The organism is Streptomyces sp. NBC_01224, from assembly GCF_036002945.1.
Classification (GTDB): domain Bacteria; phylum Actinomycetota; class Actinomycetes; order Streptomycetales; family Streptomycetaceae; genus Streptomyces.
Window position 1 is genome coordinate 4377395 of record NZ_CP108529.1, and the last position, 20116, is coordinate 4397510.

The following is a 20116-nucleotide window of genomic DNA, read 5'->3' on the forward strand; positions in this document are numbered from 1 at the left end:
CGGGGGCCGGGGCGCTGGGGTCAGGTCAGCAGCAGCTGCCGGACGACGACGATTCATCGGCGGCTGCGACCGGCAGAGAGGTGCCGACGCCGATCTGTACGAGTGCGGGTACCGGAGTGGCGCAGCAGCCTCCGGCGTCGGCCTGGTCGGCTGCCGGATCGTCGAAGAGTCCGGCGCCGCCGCAGACTCCGGTTTCGGGGAGGGTGAGTTCGACGCGGTCGGCGGATTCGGTGTCACCGGCGATGGCGGCGGTGACGGAACGGACCTGCTCGTAGCCGGTCATGGCGAGGAAGGTGGGTGCGCGTCCGTAGGACTTCATGCCGACCAGGTAGATGCCGGGTTCGGGGTGGGAGAGTTCGCGGTGGCCGTGGGGGTAGACGGTGCCGCAGGAGTGCTGGTTGGGGTCGATGAGCGGGGCGAGCTCGACGGGAGCCTGGAGGCGTTCGTCGAGGCCGAGGCGGATCTCGGAGAGGAAGGACAGGTCGGGGCGGAAGCCGGTCAGGACGATCACCTCGTCGACCGGGTCGAGGCGGTGTCCGTCCTCGCCGGTCAGGGTCAGGCGGCCGTCATCGGTGCGCTGGATGCTCTCGGTGCGGAAGCCGGTGACCGCGTCGGCGTGGCCGTTGTCGACGGCGGCCTTCGCGGCCAGGCCGAGGGCACCGCGGGCGGGGAGCTGGTCGGCGGTGCCGCCGCCGAACGTGGATCCGCTGATGCCGCGGCGCAGGATCCACACCGCGTGTGTGCCGGGCTCCTGCTTCGCGAGGTCGGCGAGGGTGGCCAGGGCGGTGAACGCGGAGGCGCCGGAGCCGATCACGGCGGCGCGCTTGCCTGCGTAACGGTCGCGGACGGCCCGGTCCTTGAGGTCGGGGACGCGGTAGGTGATGCGGTCGGCCGCGGTCTTCTCGCCGAGGGCGGGCAGGCCGCTGGCCCCGGCCGGGCTCGGGGTGGTCCAGGTGCCGGAGGCGTCGATGACGGCGCGGGCGAGGGCGCGCTCCTCGCTGCCGTCGGCGGTGGTGAAGTGGACGGCGAAGGGCTGGGTTTCGCGGTCGGCGTCGACGATGCGGTCGCGGCCGGTGCGGGAGATGCCGGTGACGGTGGCGGTGTAGCGGACGCGGTCGCCCAGGACGTCGGCCAGCGGCTGGAGGTACTGCTCGGCCCAGTCCCCGCCGGACGGGTAGGTGGCCGCGTCGGGCTTGGTCCAGCCGGTCGGAGCCAGAAGCTTCTCGGCGGCTGGGTCGGTGACCTCGCCCCAGGTGGAGAACAGTCGCACGTGCGACCAGTCGCGGACCGCTGCGGCGGCGGCTGGTCCTGCTTCCAGGACCAGCGGTTCGATGCCGCGCTCGACCAGGTGGGCGGCGGCGGCCAGCCCGGCGGGGCCGGCGCCGATGACGACGACCGGCAGGTCTGCAGTGGTGGTCATGGCGGTGATGTCCTCCGAGATGGGCGGCTGGTCCGGCCGCTGTTTCGATTGCTGTCGATATCTGGAGCTTGCCACTGGGTATCGATGAGTGTCAACATAGACATATGTCGAAGTCAGAGATTGCGGAGCTGCCGGTCCTCGACCCGGGGGCCGTGGTGCCGTGCTGTCCGCCGATCACCGCCGGGGAGCTGTCGCAGGACGACGCGGAGAAGATGGCCCTCATGTTCAAGGCCCTGTCCGACCCGGTGCGGTTGCGCCTGTTCTCCAAGATCGCCTCGCACCCGGGCGGCGAGGCATGCGTCTGTGACATCTCCGACGTCGGTGTCTCCCAGCCGACCGTCTCCCACCACCTGAAGAAGCTGCGCGAGGCCGGTCTCCTGACCTCCGAGCGGCGCGGGACCTGGGTCTACTACCAGGTCGCGCCGTCCGTCGTTGCGGCCATGTCCGCCTTGCTCGACCTGCGCACCTGATCTCCGGCCGGCGCCTGCTGGTCAGCCGGTGCAGTCGGGCGGGCAGCACCGCGCCAGGTACGCCTGGAGGGCGCAGACGCGCTGGGCCATCGTGGCTCCGTCGGCCCGGGCGGTCCTGCTCGCCACCGGATACCGCCTCACCTTCCCCTACCTGACCGGAGCGGGCGCTCTGGACACCAACAGCGCGCCGCTGCATCAGGGCGGCCTCTCCACCGCGGTCCCGGGTCTCGGCGTCGTCGGCATGGAGTTCCAGCGCAGCTTCCCCTCCAAAACCCTGCGCGGCGTCGGCCGGGATGCCGGGCACGTCCTGAAGCGAATGCGTACCGCAGTGGCCGGGTGAACCGGGATCAGGAGTGATGGGAGGCGGTCGTGAGCGCCTGTTGCAGCTGGCTGATGCTGGGTGCGCCGTCCAAGCCTTCGGGCGTGCGGTAGAGACGGCAAGTCATCCCCTGCGCCCGTCCGGCTTCCGCGAACGGGTCTTCACCGTCGATGAGGATGGTCGGGGAGCCGGTGAAGCCGATGCGTTCGGCCTCGGCCTGGTCGGTGACCACCCGTGTGACGACATCGGCCTCGTCCAGCCCGGCCGCCTCCAGCGCCTGCCGCAACCGGCCGGCAGCCAGCTCTTCGTTCGGACATTCCTTCACGACCACGACCTCGATCCGCATGCCTCCAGCATGCCCCAGGCACTCGGGCCAGTAGCTCGGCGATCTGCCGGACGGCGTCGCGTGCGGGGCGCCCCACTCCGATGAGAGTGGCGGAGGCCGGCCCCGTCCAGTCGCCGTAGCCGAGCAGGTGCAGCCGTGGCTCACCGACCGCGCGAGTGCCGTCGGTGGCGATGTGGCCACGAGTCCCGCGCAGGCCCAGCGGGGCGAGGTGGGAAAGGGCGGGGCGGAAACCGGTGCACCAGACCACCGCGTCCGCACGGGCGGACGTTCCGTCGGCCCATCGGATGCCGTCGGCCACGAGCCGCTCGAACATCGGCTGGGCCTTCAGCAGTCCCAGGTGTGCTGCCAGGCCCCGCCGGGCGTGCTCTGCGCGTCGAGGATCACGAAATCCAGCTTCTTGCGGCGCAGGTGGTAGCCGGCGGCGAGCCCTGCCTGCCCGCCGCCGATCACCACGACGTCCACCACGCCGGTCACCGGGTCAGAGCCGATGCGGCCGGTGCCTCGGCTGCGGCACACACCGGGCACAGCACCGTCCGCGCCTCGGCCTCACCGGGGGTTCCGATCAGACCGCCACGTCGCACGCTCCGGGTCGCGATGCGGGCATGCGCGGCGCAGACCCCGGCTCCGCAGCCCTGGCAGACGCCGACGGTGGTGCTGTTCGTTCCCGTGGTGCGGCAGTCGAGGCAGTGCATCAGTCGCCCCTTCCCGGGGTGGTGAGTGCTGCGGGGCTGAACTTCTTGCGCCAGGCCAGCGCGACGTACACGAGTCCGATCAGGACGGGCACCTCGATGAGCGGGCCGACGACGCCGGACAGCGCCTGGCCGGACGTGACGCCGAAGGTGGCAATGGCGACGGCGATGGCCAGCTCGAAGTTGTTGCCCGCCGCGGTGAACGCCAGCGTGGCCGTGCGGTCGTAGGCCAGCCCGAGGGCCTTGCCGAGCAGGAAGGTGCCGAAGAACATGATCGCGAAGTAGACCAGCAGTGGCAGGGCGATCCGGACCACGTCCAGGGGCTGCGAGGTGATCGTCTTCCCCTGCAGGGCGAACAGGATCACGATCGTGAACAGCAGCCCGTACAGAGCCCAGGGGCCGATCTTCGGCAGGAACCGCTGCTCGTAGCCTTCGCGGCCCATCTTCTGCTCGCCGATGCGGCGGGTGAGGAACCCGGCCAGCAGCGGGATGCCGAGGAACACGATGACGTTGAGGGCGATGTGCCAGACGGAGACGTCCAGGCCCTGGCCGTTGCCGAGGTTCAGCCACCGGGGCAGCAGGTCGAGGTAGAACCAGCCCAGCAGGCCGAACGCGATGACCTGGAACACGCTGTTGAGGGCGACGAGTACGGCGGCGGCTTCGCGGTCGCCGCAGGCGAGGTCGTTCCAGATGATGACCATGGCGATGCAGCGTGCGAGGCCGACGATGATCAGGCCGGTGCGGTACTCGGGCAGGTCGGGCAGGAAGATCCACGCCAGGGCGAACATGACGGCGGGGCCGACGATCCAGTTGATGACCAGCGAGGAGACCATCAGCTTGCGGTCGCCGGTGACGGTGTCGAGCTTGTCGTAGCGGACCTTGGCCAGCACCGGGTACATCATGACGAGCAGGCCGAGCGCGATCGGCAGGGAGATCCCGCCGATCTCGATCTTCGCCAGTGCGTCGTTCATCCCCGGGATCAGGCGCCCCAGGCCCAGGCCGACGGCCATGGCGAGCAGGATCCACACCGCGAGGTAGCGGTCGAGCGTGGAGAGCTTCCTGACGATCGAGTCGTCCCCGCCCGCTGCTCGGTCGGCAGCGGTGGCCGTCGTGGTACGCGCGGTGGTCACGGGCAGGCCCTCTTGTTCCCGGCGGCGCTGCGGGCGGACTCGGCCAGCGCGGCGAACTGCTCGGAGAGGCCGGCCAGGACCTCGGGGCGCAGCTTGTAGTAGGTGAAGCGGCCGCACGGCTCCGTCTCGACCACACCTGCCTCGCGCAGGACCTTCAGGTGGTTGGACAGGTTGGTCTGCTTCGCTCCGGTCTCCTCGACCAGGTGCGTCGTGCAGAGCGTCTCGCGGGCCAGCAGGGTCACGATCTGGAGGCGGAGCGGATCGCCCAGTACCCGGATCAGATCAGGATCGACTGAAGTCAGCATGTACTGATACTTTCACATCATTGCCTGCTGATACCAGCGAGGGCTGAAGTCATTGGCGGCTGGTCCCGCCATGCGACGAGAGAGAACGATCAACATGGCCGAGTCTTCCGGCAAGCCGTCCGTCCTGTTCGTCTGCGTCCACAACGCCGGCCGCTCCCAGATGGCCGCCGCCTGGCTGACCCACCTGGCCGGGGACCGCGTCGAGGTCCGCTCCGCCGGCTCCAACCCCGGCAACGCCGTGAACCCGGCCGCCGTCGAGGCAATGGCCGAGGTCGGCATCGACATCTCCGCCGAGACTCCGAAGATCCTCACGATCGACGCCGTCCGCGAGTCCGACGTATGCATCACCATGGGCTGCGGTGACACCTGCCCGGTCTTCCCCGGCAAGCGCTACCTGGACTGGAAGCTCGACGACCCGGCCGGACAGGGCGTCGAAGCGGTCCGCCCCATCCGCGACGAGATCAAGACCCTCATCGAGGGCCTGATCGCCGAGATCGCCCCGGAGGCCACGGCGTGAGCGACATACGCGACGTCGTCATCATCGGTTCCGGCCCTCGACTAAAGGCCGCACATATAGGCGGTGGGCGGGGGCCGACTGCCAGACGAGGCAGGCACAGCCTGCTCGCCGCAGGGCGAACGGTCCTGCGGCGATCCCTCGCCCGGGCACGGTTCGACCGGTCGGCGGCAAGGGCCCGGGGCTGCGCGAAGGGCCACCCCGGGAACGGGGCGTGCGGACGCTAGCGTCCGGTGTAGGTGAACTCGTCGGCCGGGCTGGTGGGAGAGGTGGCCTTGCCGACCGTCACGGTGATGTCAACCGTCTGGTGGTCGTCGAGCTGGCCGGGCGCGGTTGCGGTGATCTGGCCGGTGGAGACGAACTTGACCGAATCGGATGCCTTGTCCTTGAAGTGCACGGTGGCGCCATCGGCGAAGCCCGAGCCGCTGATGGTGACCGGGGTGCCGACCTTTCCGCTGGTCGGGCTGACCGCACTGACCACCACAGGTGCGGGTCCGCCATAGGCGAACTGCCCCATCGCGACGGCCGGGGAGGTGCCGAGGGTGTTGGTGACGCGGACGTGGACGACGCCGGTTCCGTTGGGGACCTGAGCGGTGATCCTGATGCCGGAGGGGTCGATGTCGCGCTTGGTGCAGGCGAAGTGGCCGAAGTCGACCACGCTGTCCGGACTGAAACCGGTGCCGTTGATGGTCACCGTGGTGCCTGGTGCGCCGAAGGTGGGGGTCACGTCGGTCACCACCGGCCCGGAAGGGACGGCAGGCGCCCCCACCAGGTCCAGGTAGGTGGAGTTGGCGTGCTGGAAGGCGACCTGGCCGAGGAAGTCCTGGGTGGTCTTGTTGACCAGGTTCTTGGCAAGGCTCGTGTATCCGGTGTTCATCAGGCAGAGCGTGCCGGGCTGGACGTAGACGTTAGCCTTGGTGCGCTTGGAGATTGCCCCGATGAGCAGCTTCACTTCTTCGGTCGCCTGCGGTCCCGGGCTCGGGTACCAGTCGGCGGTGGTGTCGAGATCGGCCCACGCGTGCGGTACCAGGTCGTAGGCGTTGTTCTGGCGCTCGTCGATGACCCACGGCACGGAGTCGAAGTAGTCGACAAAGCTCTGCACGCCGGCGGTGGGAGCGGCATAGGTGATCACCGCGAACTTCGGCTGTTTCGGCCAGGTCTGTGCCTGCAGGTACGGTGCGAGCATGGTGGCGATGCAACCGCCCAGGCTGTGACCGGTCAGATAGACGGTCGGCTGCGGCGAGGAGGGCGCCGACTTGAGCACGGCGGCGAGCGCCTGAGCGAGCGTGACGTTCGGGGAGGGTGAGGCGATCGAGCGGGCGTTGACAACCCGTTTGAACGCATCCATCGCCCCCTTGGAAACGGCGATGGGCTTCGGCGATCCGCTTTCGGGGAACGGGACGACTGTGCCGACCTCGAGGTCCTCAAGGATGTCGGTCAGGTCGGCGTCCGTTCCGCGAGCGACCACGGCGAACTCGTTCGAGCCGTTGGTGCTCTGTGCGATGTAGGCCATATTGGCGTTGGCCTCGCTCAGGGCGAGCCACACCAGCTTCCACGCGCCCTGCGTCGCAAGGCTGGGATCGCTCAGTTGCGCGTCGATGCCGGTGAGGATTCGCTCGGTCTGATGCTCCGGGGTTTCCCCGGACGGACGCGGGGTAGCCCCGGTGGCTGCAAGGGCAGCCAGGGTCATGGTCACCTGGGCGATTGTCGGATCGGGCGCCATCGTCGTTCCTGCTCCTCGGATGTTTTGCCGGTGCGGAGGTGGGACGGCCTTTCGGCAGCATCAGGGCAGATCTGTGCCGAACCGACCGTCAGATTGGATCGCACACAATCAGACCTCCCCTCCGCGTTGTCCGGTGCTTTTCCTGCCTTCAGGTTGACCAGGTTCACCTTGTTGGCCGTTCGTCATACGTGTGTGCGGTTCGCCGAGCCAGGTGCGCAGCGCGGTCGCCAGAGCGGCGGTGTCCGCGGGCAGGCCCGGGGCGGTGCCCAGGCGACGATGCCGTCGGGGCGGATGAACGCGGCCGACGGATCGCCGCGGTCGGCAGGGGCGGCCGCCACGGTCGACAGGCGGTCCCGCCATCCGGCCGCATCCTCGAGGACTCGGCTGCCGCCCGGGGCGAGGATGCCTCCCGCTCATAGGCAAAGGGCCGGAGGCATCAGCCTCCGGCCCTTTGACAACTACGAGGACGGCTCCTGACTGCACCCTGAGACGGTCTCCGAGACGTTCCGACGCATCCTTGCCACCACCGAGCTGCCGCCCATCACCCTCCGCGATCTGCGTCACGTCGCGGACACCCTCACCCACGGCGGGGGCGGCGATCTGCACACGATGAAAGAGACGCTGCGCCACTCCACGATCACGTTGACCTCGGACACGTACACGAGCCTGCTGCCCGAGGTCGACAAAGCTGCCGCCGAAGCCGCCGCCGCGCTGGTGCCACGTGCCCGTAAGGCCCCCTCCGTAACCCCTGCTGTCGGACCGTCCGCTCACGCATCGCTCACGCACGAGGCCGGAGAAGGCGAAGCGCCCCGACCGGATGAAACCGATCGAGGCGCTAAGTAGCAGGTCAGAGGGGGGTTTTCCCTCACTGCTGGCGGTAGGCCGTGTGGGACTCGAACCCACAACCAACGGATTAAAAGTCCGCTGCTCTGCCAATTGAGCTAACGGCCCCCGGCGAATCACCCCTGAGCATAGCCCGCCGGGGCCCGGCCGCCGATCGGGTATCGGTTGCCGGGCCCCGTCGCGACGGAATCAGTAGGCATCAGAGGGGCTTCACCGGGGTGTCGGCGGAGCTTCCGCGAGGTTCGTCGAGGGCGGTAGTGCGTTTGTGATTCGGGTTGAGGAACCAGTGCCGGGCAGAGGCCAGCCACCACGTTGCGGCGAAGCCGAGGACCACCAGGACCGCGATGGGGGCGTAGTTGAACGTCTCCCAGGTGACCGGCGAGACCTGCGGCAGCATGAAGAGCACCGTGATGATCAAGACCCAGGTCACCGCGACGACGCCGACCGGGCGGGACCAGCGGCCCAGGTGCCAGGGGCCCGGGGTGAAGTCGTCGCCCCGGAGCAGGCGGAGCAGGGTGGGGATGACGTAGGCGATGTACAGGCCGATCACGGCGATCGAGGTCACCGCCGCGTACGCCGTGACGTTGATCAGGTACGGGAGGCCCAGGGCCAGGGCGCCGAGGGCGGCGAGCCAGACCGCGGCGACGGGGGTGCGGGTGCGGGGGCTGACCGTGTGCCAGACACGGGAGAAGGGCAGGGCCCCGTCCCGGGAGAAGGCATAGATCATGCGGCTGTTGGCGGTCACGGACGCCATCCCGCAGAAGAGCTGCGCGCCGATCACGACCAGCAGCAGGAGCTTGCCGGTGGTGGCGCCGAGGGCGTCCAGGAGGATCTGGGCGGGCGGGGCACCGGTCGGGGAGTTCAGCGCTCCGTCGTACGACTGGATGGCGAACGTGAAGCCGAGGAGGAGAACGAAGCCGGCGATCCAGGAGGTCCAGATCGACTGGACGATGCCACGCGGGCCTGCCGTGGCCGCGTCGTGGGTCTCCTCCGTCATATGGGCGGAGGCGTCATAGCCGGTGAAGGTGTACTGGGCCATCAGCAGGCCGAGCATCACGACGTAGAAGCCGCTGCCCCAGCCGGTGTTGTTCACGAACTCGGTGAAGACGAACGACGCCGACTGATGCGAGTCCGGTACGAAGGTCAGGGCGCCGACGATCACGGCGACCCCGACCACGTGCCACCACACGCTGACGTTGTTGAGGACGGCGACGATGCCGACGCCGAAGGTGTTCAGCAGGCCGTGCAGGATCAGGATCGCCGCGAAGAGCAGGATCGTCCGGCCGGGGGTGACCTCGAAGCCGAACTGGAGGTTCAGGTACGCCCCGAGGAAGGACGCCGCCCCGAAGTCGATGCCGGCGGTGACAGCGACCTGGCCGAGCACGTTGAACCAGCCGGCGAACCAGGCCCACGCCGCGGCCGAACGCGGCGGGGCGAGGCGGTGGGCCCAGAAGTACAGACCCGCGGAGGTCGGGTAGGCCGAACAGATCTCTGCCATTGCCAGACCCACGAACAGCGTCATCAGCCCGACGCCGACCCAGCCCCAGGTGATGACGGCGGGCCCGCCGGTGTTCATGCCGAACAGATACAGCGTCAGGCAGCCGGAGAGCACCGAGATGATCGTGAACGAGACGGCGTAGTTGGAGAAGGCGGACATCCGGCGCGCGAGCACCTGGGTGTAGCCGAGTTCGGCCAGCCGCTCCTCGTCCGTGGTCGGGGACGGAGCGGGGGCGGACGTAGGTGAGGAGCCCGATGAGGCATCCGGTGGAGGTGCCGCGACTGCGGCATCGTCATTTGTCATGTCCCCAGCGATGCCCTCGCAGGTTCTCCGGAAACGCCCCGGGGCCCGTACACCACCGAAGTGCTGTACGGGCCCCGGGGACCGCTCAGTGAGTCAGCCGGACTCAGCCGTTGCGCTTCCAGCGCGGCTTGTCGTCGCGGCGGCCGAAGGTGCCGGTGCCGGTACCCGTGCCGGTGCCACCGCGGTGGTCGTCACGACGGCCGGTCGGGCGGTCGCTGCTGCCGGAGCGGAAGCCACCGGAGGGGCGGTCGTCACGACGGTCGCGGTTGAACGGACGGTCACCGCCGCCGGAGCGGAAGCCACCGGAGGGGCGGTCGTCACGACGGTCGCGGTTGAACGACGGACGGTCGTTGTCACGACGCTCGAACGAACGGCCACCACGGTCGTCCCGACGGTCACCGCCGCCGGAGCGGAAGCCACCGGAGGGGCGGTCGTCACGACGGTCGCGGTTGAACGACGGACGGTCGTTGTCACGACGCTCGAACGAACGGCCACCACGGTCGTCCCGACGGTCACCGCCGCCGGAGCGGAAGCCACCGGACGGACGGTCGTTGCTTCCGCGGAAGGACGGACGGTCGTTGCTTCCGCGGTAGCCGGACCCGCCGGAGGGACGGCCACTGCGCTCGCCGACACGGTCGTTGCTCCCGCGGTATCCACCACGGTCGCCGCCACGGTCGTCACGGCGGCCGTAGCTGCCCCGGTCGTCGCGACGGTCGTCACGCGCGGCCGGCTGCTCGGGGACGGACACGGCTGCGACGAGCGCGGCCTCGGCCTCGGCAGCGACCTCGGCCACCGCCGCCTCCGGGTCGTCGCCCCGCTCGCGCGCGGCACGGGCGACCAGGCGGTCGGCCTCCTCGCGCAGCTCGACGGCACGGCGCTGGACGCGCTCCAGCTGCTTGGTGAGGTCGGCGGCCTCGCGCTCGGCCTGCTTGGCGGCGTTGTTCGCGGAGTCGGCCTGGACCTCGGTGAGCGAACGGGCGCCGGTGATCTCTGCGACCTCCGGCTCGAAGACGCCCGCGCCCTGCACGATGTGGCGCGAGGCGTCGACGCCCGCGTCCTCCATGAGGCGGAAGATCTGACGGCGCTGGTGCGGCAGCGCCAGTGAGACGACGACACCGGACTTGCCGGCACGGGCGGTACGGCCCGAACGGTGCAGGTAGTCCTTGTGGTCACCGGCCGGGTCCACGTTCAGGACCAGGTCGATGCCGTCGACGTGGATACCGCGCGCCGCGACGTCGGTCGCGACCAGCGCGTTGACGTAACCCTTCTTGAAGTCCTCAAGAACGCGGGTACGGGCACCCTGCGTCATGCCGCCGTGGAGTGCGTCCGCCTTGACGCCCGCCTCGACGAGCTGCTCGGCGATGCGGTCGGCGCCCAGCTGGGTGCGGACGAAGATGATGGTGCGGCCCTTGCGGGCGGCGATGGCGGAGGTGACCGGCGCCTTGTCCTTCGGCTTCACGACGAGGACGTGGTGCGTCATGGTCGTGACGTTGCCCTGGGCGCTGTCGACCTCGTGGCTCACCGGGTTGTTCAGGTAGCGCTTGACCAGCGTGCCGATCTCGTTCTCCATCGTGGCGGAGAAGAGCATGCGCTGACCGCCGACCGGAACCTGGTCGAGCAGCTCGGTGACCTCGGGCAGGAAGCCCAGGTCGGACATCTGGTCGGCCTCGTCGAGGACAGCGACCTGGACGTTCTCCAGGGAGCAGGCGCCCCGGTTGATGATGTCGCGCAGCCGGCCCGGAGTGGCGACGAGGATGTCGACACCGCGCTCCAGCGCGTAGATCTGGTTGCCCATCGACGTACCGCCGCAGACGACCTTCATCTTCAGGCCGAGCACATCGCCGTACGGCTGAAGCGCGTCCGCGACCTGCATCGCGAGCTCACGGGTCGGGGTGAGGATGACCGCGCGGGGCTTCTTCTTCTCGGTGTGGCCGCCGGCCAGCGTGGCCAGGGTCGGCAGACCGAAGGAGAGGGTCTTGCCGGAGCCGGTACGGCCACGGCCCAGGATGTCCTTGCCGGCCAGGGCGTCCGGAATGGTCGCGGCCTGGATCGGGAAGGGCGCGGTCACACCGTTCTGCGCGAGCTTGCGGACGATGCCCTCGGGCAGGCCCAGGTCGCCGAAGGTGACGGTCGGCTCGGCGTCGGCGTCGTCATCCGCGTCGACGGCGGAGTCGGTGTCGGCCTGCTCGGCCTGGGTGGCGTCTGCCTCGATGGAGTCGGCGGACTCGGCGACGACGGCCTCTGCGGCCTCGACGAGTTCGTCGTTCTCGATGTTCTCGGGCATGACGGTGTGGTCAGAACTGGAAATTGACATGCGAAATGCGAAACCTTCCGGAGTCTCGGCACGCGCCCGTAACTCCGTGATTCGCAATTTCGACCGCCTCAATGCGGTCCAGCCACGGCAAGGGAGAGTACGCGCCACACGGCGCGCTTCTGTTTCGGCGCCGGGCAATGGGATCAAACGATCTACCACCATACGCACTCCCCCCCACATTGCGCAAACCGCCCTCCCTCGACCCCCTGCTACACCGGCCCCACCTGCGGCGAGACATCCGGCGTCCGCATCACCGACGGCTCCTCCAGCACACGCATCGCGTGCTTGCGGAGCTGAGCCGCCGACGAGGCGGACGGCTGCGGCGACGGCTCCGAGGGCTCCGGCTCCGGGGAGGCGGGCGGCTCGGGGGTGGCCGGCTCGGACGGCGGCGGGGATTCGGGCTGATGCGGCACTCCGGGCCCCGGCTGCGAGACCGAGGGCACCGGCAGCCCACCACCCCCCGCCGGCCCCGGATCACCCGGCTTCGCGCCGGGGCGTACGCCGCCGGGCGTGCCCGAAGGGCCGGCGGAGCCGCTCGGCTCCCCCGATTCGGCCGCCTCCCGTTCGGAATGCGCCTCGGCACCGCCACCACCGTGGCGGGAGCCGCCGGTGCCCGCCACGGTGCCGCCGTCCGGTCCCCCCGTACTCCCCTTCGGCTCGGACGTCGGCGACGGCGCCGGTTTCCCACCGTCGTCGCCGACGCTCATACAGCCTGTGGACGCGGCGACCGTCACTGCGATGACGGCCGCCCATCGGACGGGGGCGGGCAACTGGCGCACGGGAGGCACCTCCGGGATACGAAGAGGGGGCGGAGCGGTACGGGAAGAAGCGGGGGGCGCCGTGCCCAACTCCCTTTGCCCCGCCGGGGACACGCCCCGCGCCCGGCCCGCACACCTCCCGCACGCCTCCTGCGCGCCACCCGCACGGCGCTCGCACGCTCATCCGTAGCCGAGCGCGTGCAGCCTCTCGTCATCGATGCCGAAGTGGTGGGCGATCTCATGGACGACCGTGATCTCGGTCTCGGCGACGACGTCCTCGCGCGACTCGCACATCCGCAGCGTCGGCCCGCGGTAGATGGTGATCCGGTCCGGCAGCACCCCCGCGTACCACTCGCCGCGATCGGTCAGCGGCGTCCCCTCGTAGAGCCCGAGCAGCTCCGGATCGCCCGGGTCGGGTTCGTCCTCGACAAACACCGCGACGTTGTCCATCAGCCGCGTCAGCTCCGGCGGGATCCGGTCCAGCGCCTCGGCGACCAGTTCTTCGAACTCTTCGCGCGTCATCTCCAGCACCCCGCCATTGTCCCGTACGGCCACGCGCCGAGCCTGGTCGCCACCGCCCCCAGCCCGGACCGAGATCGCCCCGGGCGGTCCTGGCCCGACGACGGGCGAGGTCAGCCGCCATCTGCCGGAGGAGAACCCGACCGGAGCGACCCCTTCGCCTATTCGGTTTGGCTGACGCCGAAACGCCGTAGTACAGTCTCCGACGTGCCCAAGGGCGCCGGTCAGGGCTTGACCGTTCTGAGACCCCAGAGGTTGAAGGAGAAGCGGAACCTCTCGGGGGAAAGCGAAGTCACATGCTTCTCAGGTCCCCTCGGGCGACAGACGCAGAAGCAGCAGCACCAGCAGTTCTGCCCTCATCGTCTAGTGGCCCAGGACGCCGCCCTTTCAAGGCGGTAGCACGGGTTCGAATCCCGTTGGGGGCACGCACCACCTTGTGCGACACTTAGTCGCACAAAAGCTTGGTCCTGTGGAGCAGTTTGGAGTGCTCGCCACCCTGTCAAGGTGGAGGCCGCGGGTTCAAATCCCGTCAGGACCGCTGCAGCCCTTATGAGCTGCGTGGCTGGGTAGCTCAGTTGGTACGAGCGATCGCCTGAAAAGCGATAGGTCGCCGGTTCGATCCCGGCCCCAGCCACCACCCGAAGGCCCCGTCCGATGGACGGGGCCTTCGCCGTTTCAGACCTCTTCCCGGTCCCCCGAGTTCACGCCCCGGCCACGCCACGCCCGTACCGCCAGAACCAGCAGCACCACCGCGACCGCGGCCACCAGCGCCATCGCGTCCGGCACATGCTCTCCGATGCGCTGGGCCCACTGCTCGACGGCGAACGACTCGTCCACGTCCAGCAGTCCGGGCAGCGCCGTCGTCCCGTCGTACGCGAGGAACAGCGCGCCGAGACCGACGAAGAAAAGCCCCGACAGCAGGGTCGTGGTGTGCAGCTCGAAGCGGCCGAGCCGGAAGGTACGACCGCGCAGCCAGGCCCGTCGGCCCAGGTCGAAGCGTTCCCAGAGCAGCGCGAGCAGAAAGAGCGGGACCGCCATGCCGAGGGCGTAGACGGCGAGCAGCAGTCCGCCGTAGACCGGGCTGCCGCTGACCGCCGCCACGGTGAGGACGCTGCCGAGGATCGGGCCCGCGCAGAAACCGGCCAGTCCGTATACGGCGCCCAGCGCATAGACGGATACGGCGGTGGTCGGGCGGATCCGGCCGCTGAGTGCGGCGATCCGGCGCGAGGCGAAGCCCAGACCCACGATCTGCGCGATGCCGAGCGCGATGATCAGCCACCCGGCGCCGAGGACGAGCGCGTCGCGGTGGCTGTAGAAGAGCCGTCCGGCGTACGAGCCCGCGGCGCCGAGCGGGACGAGGGTGGTGGCCAGACCGGCGTAGAAGATGCCGGTGCGGGCCAGGAGCCGCGAGGTGGAGTCGATGGAGTACGCGAAGAAGGCGGGCAGCAGCAGCGCGCTGCACGGGCTGACCAGAGCGAGCAGCCCACCGAGGAAGGCCGCGAAGTAGCCGATGTCAGCCGTCATTTCGCGCTGCCCCCGGCGCCTTCGGCATCCTCGCCGCCCTTGGCGTCCTCGGTGTCGCGGGCCTTCTCGGCCGCCGCCTCGATGGCCCGGGTGAAGGTCTCCACCGACTGGGCTCCGGCAATCGGGCGGCCGTTGATCAGGAACGACGGGGTGGAGGTCGCACCGATCCCGTACCCCTGTTCCTGGTCCTTGCCCACTGCGGCAGAGGCGGCGGAGCTGTCGGCGTCACGCGCGAACCGGTCGAGGTCCGCGACCCCGGCCTGCTGGGCGAGGGCCTTCAGCCGGTCCTTGCCGAACCCCTGTTCCTTGACCCCCTCGGCGTACGCGGCACGGTGGAACTGCCAGAAGCGGCCCTGCTGCCCGGCAGCCCAGGCGGCGCGGGCGGCTGCCTCGGACTCGGCGCCGAAGATCGGGAAGTTGCGCCACTCGATGCGCAGGGTGCCGTTTTCGACGTACTTCTTCACCAGGGCCGGTTCGGTGTCACGGGCGAATTTGCCGCAGTAGCCGCACTTGAAGTCGGCGTACTCGATGAGGACGACGGGCGCGTCCACCCTGCCCTGCGCGAGCTTGTCACCGGCGTCGCGCCGGGCGAGCTTCGCCAGCTCCGGATAGACGCCGGCGTCCGGGTCCGCAGTGACATCGGCGGCCGACGAGGAGGAGGAAGAGGAAGAAGCCGAGTGGTCGGGGGCGGTGGCCCGGTAGGAGACGAAGCCGAGCAGGGCTGCGGCGACTACGACTCCGGCGCCGTAGATCAGCGGCTTCCTGGACGACGGCGTACGTGAGGACGTGGACTTGGGCATGCGGGACTCCGTGCTGGTGATACGGGAGGAAGGGACGGCCGGTCGCAGAGCGGCCGTCTACACCCTCAGTACGGAGAGCTCGACCGGAGTGGGCGCGGCAGCCGCGGGGCCGCGCAGCTTTATCCGTACGGGCGGGCGGACGGGTCCCTGTCCGGTGGCGGCGGGCAGGCCCCACCCGGCGAGGCCGGGCGCCTGGTCGTACGCCGTGCGGGCCCGGCCCGGCAGAGCGGGCTCGCCGTCCTCGTGCTTCCGGCTCTTGCCGCACCCCGGGGCCCCGTGCCGGTCCACGGCCGACGCGGCGGTCGGGGCGGGCCCGGTGGACGCCGCATCCCTGCCGAGGTCGGCCGAGGCGGCCGCCCTTTCGGCGCCGGCCTCAGCAGCCGCGACCGCCGTACGTCCCGCATCACCCGCATCACCCGCGACAGCCGTCGCCGGACCGCACAACAGCCCCAGTGCGACCGCGAGCACCGCCACCAGGCAGCACCACTGCGTACGGGACACGGCGACCGGCCTTTCCGGACGGGGCAACGGGTGGTCAGCTGCCGGAAATGGTACGTGCTGTGATCCCGCGCCTCCACGCAGTGCCGACGTGGTGACCCGGACCGCACGAAATATGTTCGCCGTTCTTCGGGCACGGGTGAGATCCTGGGCTCCGTATGTCTACTTCCTTCGCTGATCTCCAGTCCCAGCTCGGACAGCTCTCGCTCCGCGATGCACACCGGCTCGGCCGCCGTCTCGAAGGGGCGCGCCGCATCCGTAAGCCCGAGGCCCGGCAGACCGTGCTGGACGAGATCGCCACCGAGGCCGGAAAGGCAGCCGAGCGGCTCGCGCTGCGTGCCACGCGGATGCCCGCCCTGTCGTACCCGCAACAGCTCCCGGTCAGCCAGAAGAAGGACGAGATCCTGGAGGCGATACGCGACCACCAGGTCGTGATCGTCGCCGGGGAGACCGGCTCCGGCAAGACCACGCAGATCCCGAAGATCTGTATGGAGCTGGGGCGCGGTGTCCGGGGCATGATCGGGCACACCCAGCCGCGCCGGATCGCGGCCCGTACGGTCGCCGAGCGTGTCGCCGACGAGCTGAAGACCCCGCTGGGCGAGGCGGTCGGCTGGAAGGTCCGCTTCACCGACCAGGTGAACCCCGACGCGACGTTCGTCAAGCTGATGACGGACGGCATCCTGCTCGCCGAGATCCAGACGGACCGCGAGCTGCGCGCGTACGACACGATCATCATCGACGAGGCCCACGAGCGGTCGCTGAACATCGACTTCCTGCTCGGCTATCTGGCCAGGCTGCTGCCCAAGCGCCCGGATCTGAAGGTCGTCATCACCTCGGCGACGATCGACCCCGAGCGGTTCGCGCGCCACTTCGGCGAGGCGCCGATCGTCGAGGTCAGCGGACGTACGTACCCGGTCGAGGTGCGCTACCGCCCGCTCCTCGAAGAAGAGGGCGACGACTCCGACCGTGACCAGATCACCGCGATCTGCGACGCCGTCGACGAGCTCCAGTCGGAGGGCCCCGGCGATGTCCTGGTCTTCCTCTCCGGCGAGCGCGAGATCCGCGACACCGCGGACGCGCTGAACAAGAAGAACCTCCGCCACACCGAGGTGCTCCCCCTCTACGCCCGCCTCTCGCACGCCGAGCAGCACCGCGTCTTCCAGCGCCACACCGGCCGGAGGATCGTCCTGGCGACCAACGTCGCCGAGACCTCGCTGACCGTCCCCGGCATCAAATACGTGATCGACCCGGGCAACGCCCGGATCTCCCGCTACAGCCACCGCACCAAGGTCCAGCGGCTGCCGATCGAACGGATCTCGCAGGCCAGCGCCAACCAGCGCAAGGGCCGCTGCGGGCGTACGTCGGACGGCATCTGCATCCGGCTGTACTCCGAGGACGACTTCCTGACCCGTCCGGAGTTCACCGACCCCGAGATCCTGCGTACGAACCTGGCCTCCGTCATTCTCCAGATGACCGCGGCCGGCCTCGGCGACATCGAGAAGTTCCCCTTCATCGACCCGCCGGACCACCGCAACATCCGCGACGGCATCCAGCTCCTCCAGGAACTCGGTGCGCTCGACCCGGACGAAAAGGATCCGAAGAAGCGGCTCACCCAGCTCGGCCGGAAGCTCTCGCAGCTGCCCGTCGACCCGCGCCTGGCCCGCATGGTCATCGAGGCCGAGCGCAACGGCTGTGCCCGCGAGGTCATGGTGATCGCCGCCGCGCTCTCCATCCAGGACCCGCGCGAGCGGCCCTCGGACAAGCAGACACAGGCCGATCAGCAGCACGCCCGCTTCAAGGACGAGACCTCCGACTTCTTGGCGTTCCTGAATCTGTGGCGGTACATCCGCGAGCAGCAGAAGGAGCGCGGCTCGTCCAGCTTCCGCCGGATGTGCAAGCAGGAGTATCTGAACTTCCTGCGCATCCGCGAATGGCAGGACATCTACGCGCAGCTGCGTACGGTGGCCAAGCAGATGGACATCCATCTGAACGAGGAGGACGCGCCGGAGCAGGCGGTGCACACCTCACTGTTGGCCGGGCTGCTCTCGCACATCGGGCTGAAGGACACCGAGAAGAACGAGTACCTGGGGGCCCGCAGCGCCAAGTTCGCGATCTTCCCCGGATCTGCGCTCTTCAAGAAGCAGCCGCGGTTCGTGATGTCGGCCGAGCTGGTCGAGACGTCCCGGCTGTGGGCGCGGGTCAACGCCAAGGTCGAGCCGGAGTGGATCGAGCCGCTGGCCCAGCACCTGCTGAAGCGGACCTACAGCGAACCGCACTGGGAGAAGGACCAGGCGGCGGTGATGGCGTACGAGCGGGTCACGCTGTACGGAGTACCGATCGTCGCCCAGCGCAAGATCAATTTCGGCCGTATCGACGCCGAGACCTCCCGCGACCTGTTCATCCGCAACGCCCTGGTCGAGGGCGACTGGCGGACGCACCATCAGTTCTTCCACGACAACCGAAAGCTCCTCGGCGAGGTCGAGGAGCTTGAGCACCGCGCGCGGCGCCGCGACATCCTCGTGGACGACGAGACGCTCTTCGACTTCTACGACCGGCGCATCCCCGATCATGTGGTCTCCGGGGCACACTTCGACTCCTGGTGGAAGCACAAGCGCCGCGACGAGCCGGACGCGCTGGACTTCGAGCGCTCGATGCTCATCAACGAGAAGGCCGGGGCCGTCACCAAGGACGACTACCCCGACTCCTGGCGGCAGGGGAAGCTCAAGTTCAAGGTGACGTACCAGTTCGAGCCCGGTGCGGACGCGGACGGTGTGACCGTCCACGTCCCGCTCCAGGTGCTCAACCAGGTCACCGCCGAGGGCTTCGACTGGCAGATCCCGGGCCTGCGCGAGGAAGTGGTCACCGAGCTGATCCGCTCGCTGCCCAAGCCGATCCGCCGGCACTACGTCCCCGCGCCGAACTACGCGGGCAAGTTCCTGGACCGAGCGGTCCCCCTCCAGGAGCCACTGCCGGTCACGCTGGCCCGGGAGCTCCAGCGCATGGTCGGCGTCCCGGTCGGCGCCGACGACTTCGACCTGACCCGCATCCCGGACCACCTGAAGATCACTTTCCGGATCGTCGACGAGCGGCGCCGCAAGGTGGCCGAGGACAAGGACCTGGAGGCGCTGAAGCTCCAACTGCGCCCCAAGGCCCGTCAGGCCCTCTCCAAGGCCGCCGCGGCCACTGCGGGGCCCTCGGGCGAGTCCATCGAGCGTTCGGGCCTCACGGACTGGACGATCGGCACCCTGAACCGCGTCTTCGAGACCCGCCGGGCCGGCCAGCCGGTCAAGGCGTACCCGGCCCTCGTCGATCAGGGCGAGACAGTGGCCGTACGGCTCTTCGACACCGAGGCCGAGCAGCAGCAGGCGATGTGGCGCGGCACCCGGAAGCTGATCCTGCTGAACATCCCGGTGAACCCGGCGAAATTCGCCTCGGACAAGCTGACGAACCAGCAGAAACTGGCCCTGTCCCGCAATCCGCACGGCTCCATCCAGGCGCTCTTCGAGGACTGCGCGACTGCGGCCGCCGACCGGCTGATCGGCGCGCACGGCGGCCCGGCCTGGGACGAGGAGTCGTTCCGCAAGCTGTACGACAAGGTGCGCGCCGACCTCGTGGCGCTGACCGAGCACACGGTCAAGCAGGTACAGCAGGTACTGGCCGCCTGGCAGGCCTGCGAGCGGCGTCTGAAGGCCACCAACAGCCTCGTCCTGGTCAACAACGTCACCGATGCACGGGAGCAGCTCGCGGCCCTCGTGCCGCCGGGGTTCGTCACCGCGACCGGGCTGCGCCGACTGCCCGACCTGATGCGCTATCTGGTCGCCGTGGACCGCCGGCTCCAGCAGATGCCGACGGCCGTCCAGCGCGACACCACGCGTATGGAGAAGGTCCACGAGATGCAGGACGAGTACGCCTGGCTGCTCGAACAGATGCCGCGGGGCAGGCCCGTTCCGCAGGAGGTCCTGGACATCCGCTGGATGATCGAGGAGCTCCGGGTCAGCTATTTCGCGCACGCCCTGGGGACGGCCTACCCCGTCTCCGACAAGCGGATCGTGAAGGCGATCGACGCGGCGGCCCCGTGAGACAACCCCGGTCGGAGCCGTAACGGAACCACCACTTTCGGTGAGGTCGACCAGACCCTCTGAC

At 69.5% G+C, this 20116-nt stretch carries 19 protein-coding genes, 4 tRNA genes and 2 pseudogenes; 8 read left to right on the plus strand and 17 right to left on the minus strand.

Annotated elements, in window-relative coordinates; translation table 11 throughout:
- Positions 1-25: 25 nt before the first annotated feature.
- Complete coding sequence (locus OG609_RS19360; RefSeq protein WP_327273974.1) at positions 26-1420, minus strand: NAD(P)-binding domain-containing protein; 1395 nt, start codon at positions 1418-1420, stop codon at positions 26-28.
- A 104-nt stretch (positions 1421-1524) separates the two neighbouring features.
- Here OG609_RS19360 and OG609_RS19365 point away from each other — a divergent pair, with 104 nt between their 5' ends.
- Together OG609_RS19365 and OG609_RS19370 are read left to right on the plus strand one after the other, a co-directional pair.
- Positions 1525-1890 carry an ArsR/SmtB family transcription factor gene (locus OG609_RS19365; RefSeq protein ID WP_327273975.1) on the plus strand — a complete coding sequence of 122 codons (366 nt, stop codon included), beginning with the start codon at positions 1525-1527 and terminating at the stop codon, positions 1888-1890.
- 91 nt (positions 1891-1981) lie between these two features.
- Positions 1982-2230: a hypothetical protein gene (locus OG609_RS19370; RefSeq protein WP_327273976.1), complete on the plus strand. Its 249-nt coding sequence runs from the start codon at positions 1982-1984 to the stop codon at positions 2228-2230.
- A 7-nt stretch (positions 2231-2237) separates the two neighbouring features.
- Here OG609_RS19370 and OG609_RS19375 read toward each other — a convergent pair whose 3' ends face one another.
- The 6 genes and pseudogenes from OG609_RS19375 to OG609_RS19400 all read right to left on the minus strand — a co-directional run bounded on the left by OG609_RS19375 (position 2238) and on the right by OG609_RS19400 (position 4679).
- Positions 2238-2555: a DsbA family protein gene (locus OG609_RS19375; RefSeq protein WP_327273977.1), complete on the minus strand. Its 318-nt coding sequence runs from the start codon at positions 2553-2555 to the stop codon at positions 2238-2240.
- 28 nt (positions 2556-2583) lie between these two features.
- Positions 2584-2901: pseudogene (locus OG609_RS19380) on the minus strand (pyridine nucleotide-disulfide oxidoreductase); the annotation flags it as partial.
- On the minus strand, positions 2880-3080 hold the full coding sequence (locus OG609_RS19385) for an FAD-dependent oxidoreductase (RefSeq protein ID WP_327273978.1): 201 nt from the start codon (positions 3078-3080) through the stop codon (positions 2880-2882). The pseudogene OG609_RS19380 and the gene OG609_RS19385, both read right to left, overlap by 22 nt.
- Positions 3026-3247, minus strand: a complete 222-nt coding sequence (locus OG609_RS19390) for a DUF2180 family protein (protein WP_327273979.1) — start codon at positions 3245-3247, stop codon at positions 3026-3028. The genes OG609_RS19385 and OG609_RS19390 overlap by 55 nt, the downstream gene beginning before the upstream one ends.
- Positions 3247-4374, minus strand: coding sequence for an ACR3 family arsenite efflux transporter (gene arsB / locus OG609_RS19395; RefSeq protein ID WP_327273980.1), 1128 nt, complete (start codon positions 4372-4374; stop codon positions 3247-3249). Before arsB ends, OG609_RS19390 begins: the two co-directional genes overlap by 1 nt.
- Positions 4371-4679, minus strand: a complete 309-nt coding sequence (locus OG609_RS19400) for an ArsR/SmtB family transcription factor (RefSeq protein ID WP_327273981.1) — start codon at positions 4677-4679, stop codon at positions 4371-4373. Before OG609_RS19400 ends, arsB begins: the two co-directional genes overlap by 4 nt.
- Positions 4680-4773: 94 nt before the next feature.
- Here OG609_RS19400 and OG609_RS19405 point away from each other — a divergent pair, with 94 nt between their 5' ends.
- On the plus strand, positions 4774-5196 hold the full coding sequence (locus tag OG609_RS19405; protein ID WP_327273982.1) for an arsenate reductase ArsC: 423 nt from the start codon (positions 4774-4776) through the stop codon (positions 5194-5196).
- Positions 5197-5416: 220 nt separating this feature from the next.
- Here the strand turns inward: OG609_RS19405 and OG609_RS19410 are convergent, their stop codons facing one another.
- On the minus strand, positions 5417-6883 hold the full coding sequence (locus OG609_RS19410) for an IPT/TIG domain-containing protein (RefSeq protein WP_327278107.1): 1467 nt from the start codon (positions 6881-6883) through the stop codon (positions 5417-5419).
- A 215-nt stretch (positions 6884-7098) separates the two neighbouring features.
- Positions 7099-7320: an aromatic-ring hydroxylase C-terminal domain-containing protein gene (locus OG609_RS46225; protein ID WP_442818081.1), complete on the minus strand. Its 222-nt coding sequence runs from the start codon at positions 7318-7320 to the stop codon at positions 7099-7101.
- 73 nt (positions 7321-7393) lie between these two features.
- On the opposite strand from OG609_RS46225, the pseudogene OG609_RS19415 reads away from it, so the two are divergent.
- Positions 7394-7759 (plus strand): annotated as a pseudogene (locus tag OG609_RS19415) (site-specific integrase); the annotation flags it as partial.
- Positions 7760-7794: 35 nt separating this feature from the next.
- Here the strand turns inward: OG609_RS19415 and OG609_RS19420 are convergent.
- The 5 genes from OG609_RS19420 to OG609_RS19440 form a co-directional block, all read right to left on the minus strand.
- Positions 7795-7867: transfer RNA gene (locus tag OG609_RS19420), tRNA-Lys, on the minus strand.
- 91 nt (positions 7868-7958) lie between these two features.
- Entirely contained in the window at positions 7959-9560 is a 1602-nt protein-coding gene (locus OG609_RS19425; protein WP_327273983.1) for an amino acid permease, read from the minus strand.
- Positions 9561-9663: 103 nt separating this feature from the next.
- Positions 9664-11874 carry a DEAD/DEAH box helicase gene (locus OG609_RS19430; RefSeq protein ID WP_327273984.1) on the minus strand — a complete coding sequence of 737 codons (2211 nt, stop codon included), beginning with the start codon at positions 11872-11874 and terminating at the stop codon, positions 9664-9666.
- Positions 11875-12083: 209 nt separating this feature from the next.
- Entirely contained in the window at positions 12084-12653 is a 570-nt protein-coding gene (locus OG609_RS19435; protein WP_327273985.1) for a hypothetical protein, read from the minus strand.
- Positions 12654-12812: 159 nt separating this feature from the next.
- Positions 12813-13163 carry a metallopeptidase family protein gene (locus OG609_RS19440; protein ID WP_030929660.1) on the minus strand — a complete coding sequence of 117 codons (351 nt, stop codon included), beginning with the start codon at positions 13161-13163 and terminating at the stop codon, positions 12813-12815.
- Positions 13164-13503: 340 nt separating this feature from the next.
- Between OG609_RS19440 and OG609_RS19445 the strand changes: the two genes are divergently transcribed.
- The 3 genes from OG609_RS19445 to OG609_RS19455 all read left to right on the plus strand — a co-directional run bounded on the left by OG609_RS19445 (position 13504) and on the right by OG609_RS19455 (position 13788).
- Positions 13504-13576, plus strand: a tRNA-Glu gene (locus tag OG609_RS19445).
- Positions 13577-13614: 38 nt separating this feature from the next.
- Positions 13615-13689 (plus strand) — tRNA-Asp (locus tag OG609_RS19450).
- Positions 13690-13711: 22 nt separating this feature from the next.
- Positions 13712-13788, plus strand: a tRNA-Phe gene (locus OG609_RS19455).
- A gap of 38 nt (positions 13789-13826) precedes the next feature.
- Here the strand turns inward: OG609_RS19455 and OG609_RS19460 are convergent.
- Genes OG609_RS19460 through OG609_RS19470 form a run of 3 tightly spaced genes read right to left on the minus strand, consistent with a single transcriptional unit; the run spans position 13827 to position 15976 of the window.
- Positions 13827-14675 (minus strand): cytochrome c biogenesis CcdA family protein, encoded by an 849-nt coding sequence (locus OG609_RS19460; protein WP_327273986.1) that lies wholly within the window; start codon positions 14673-14675, stop codon positions 13827-13829.
- Positions 14672-15475: a DsbA family protein gene (locus OG609_RS19465; RefSeq protein ID WP_327273987.1), complete on the minus strand. Its 804-nt coding sequence runs from the start codon at positions 15473-15475 to the stop codon at positions 14672-14674. Before OG609_RS19465 ends, OG609_RS19460 begins: the two co-directional genes overlap by 4 nt.
- 57 nt (positions 15476-15532) lie before the next feature.
- On the minus strand, positions 15533-15976 hold the full coding sequence (locus OG609_RS19470) for a hypothetical protein (protein WP_327273988.1): 444 nt from the start codon (positions 15974-15976) through the stop codon (positions 15533-15535).
- Between the two features lie 155 nt (positions 15977-16131).
- On the opposite strand from OG609_RS19470, the gene hrpA reads away from it, so the two are divergent.
- A complete protein-coding gene (gene hrpA, locus OG609_RS19475) occupies positions 16132-20052 on the plus strand; it encodes an ATP-dependent RNA helicase HrpA (protein ID WP_327273989.1) in 3921 nt (1306 codons plus the stop codon).
- Positions 20053-20116 lie beyond the last annotated feature (64 nt).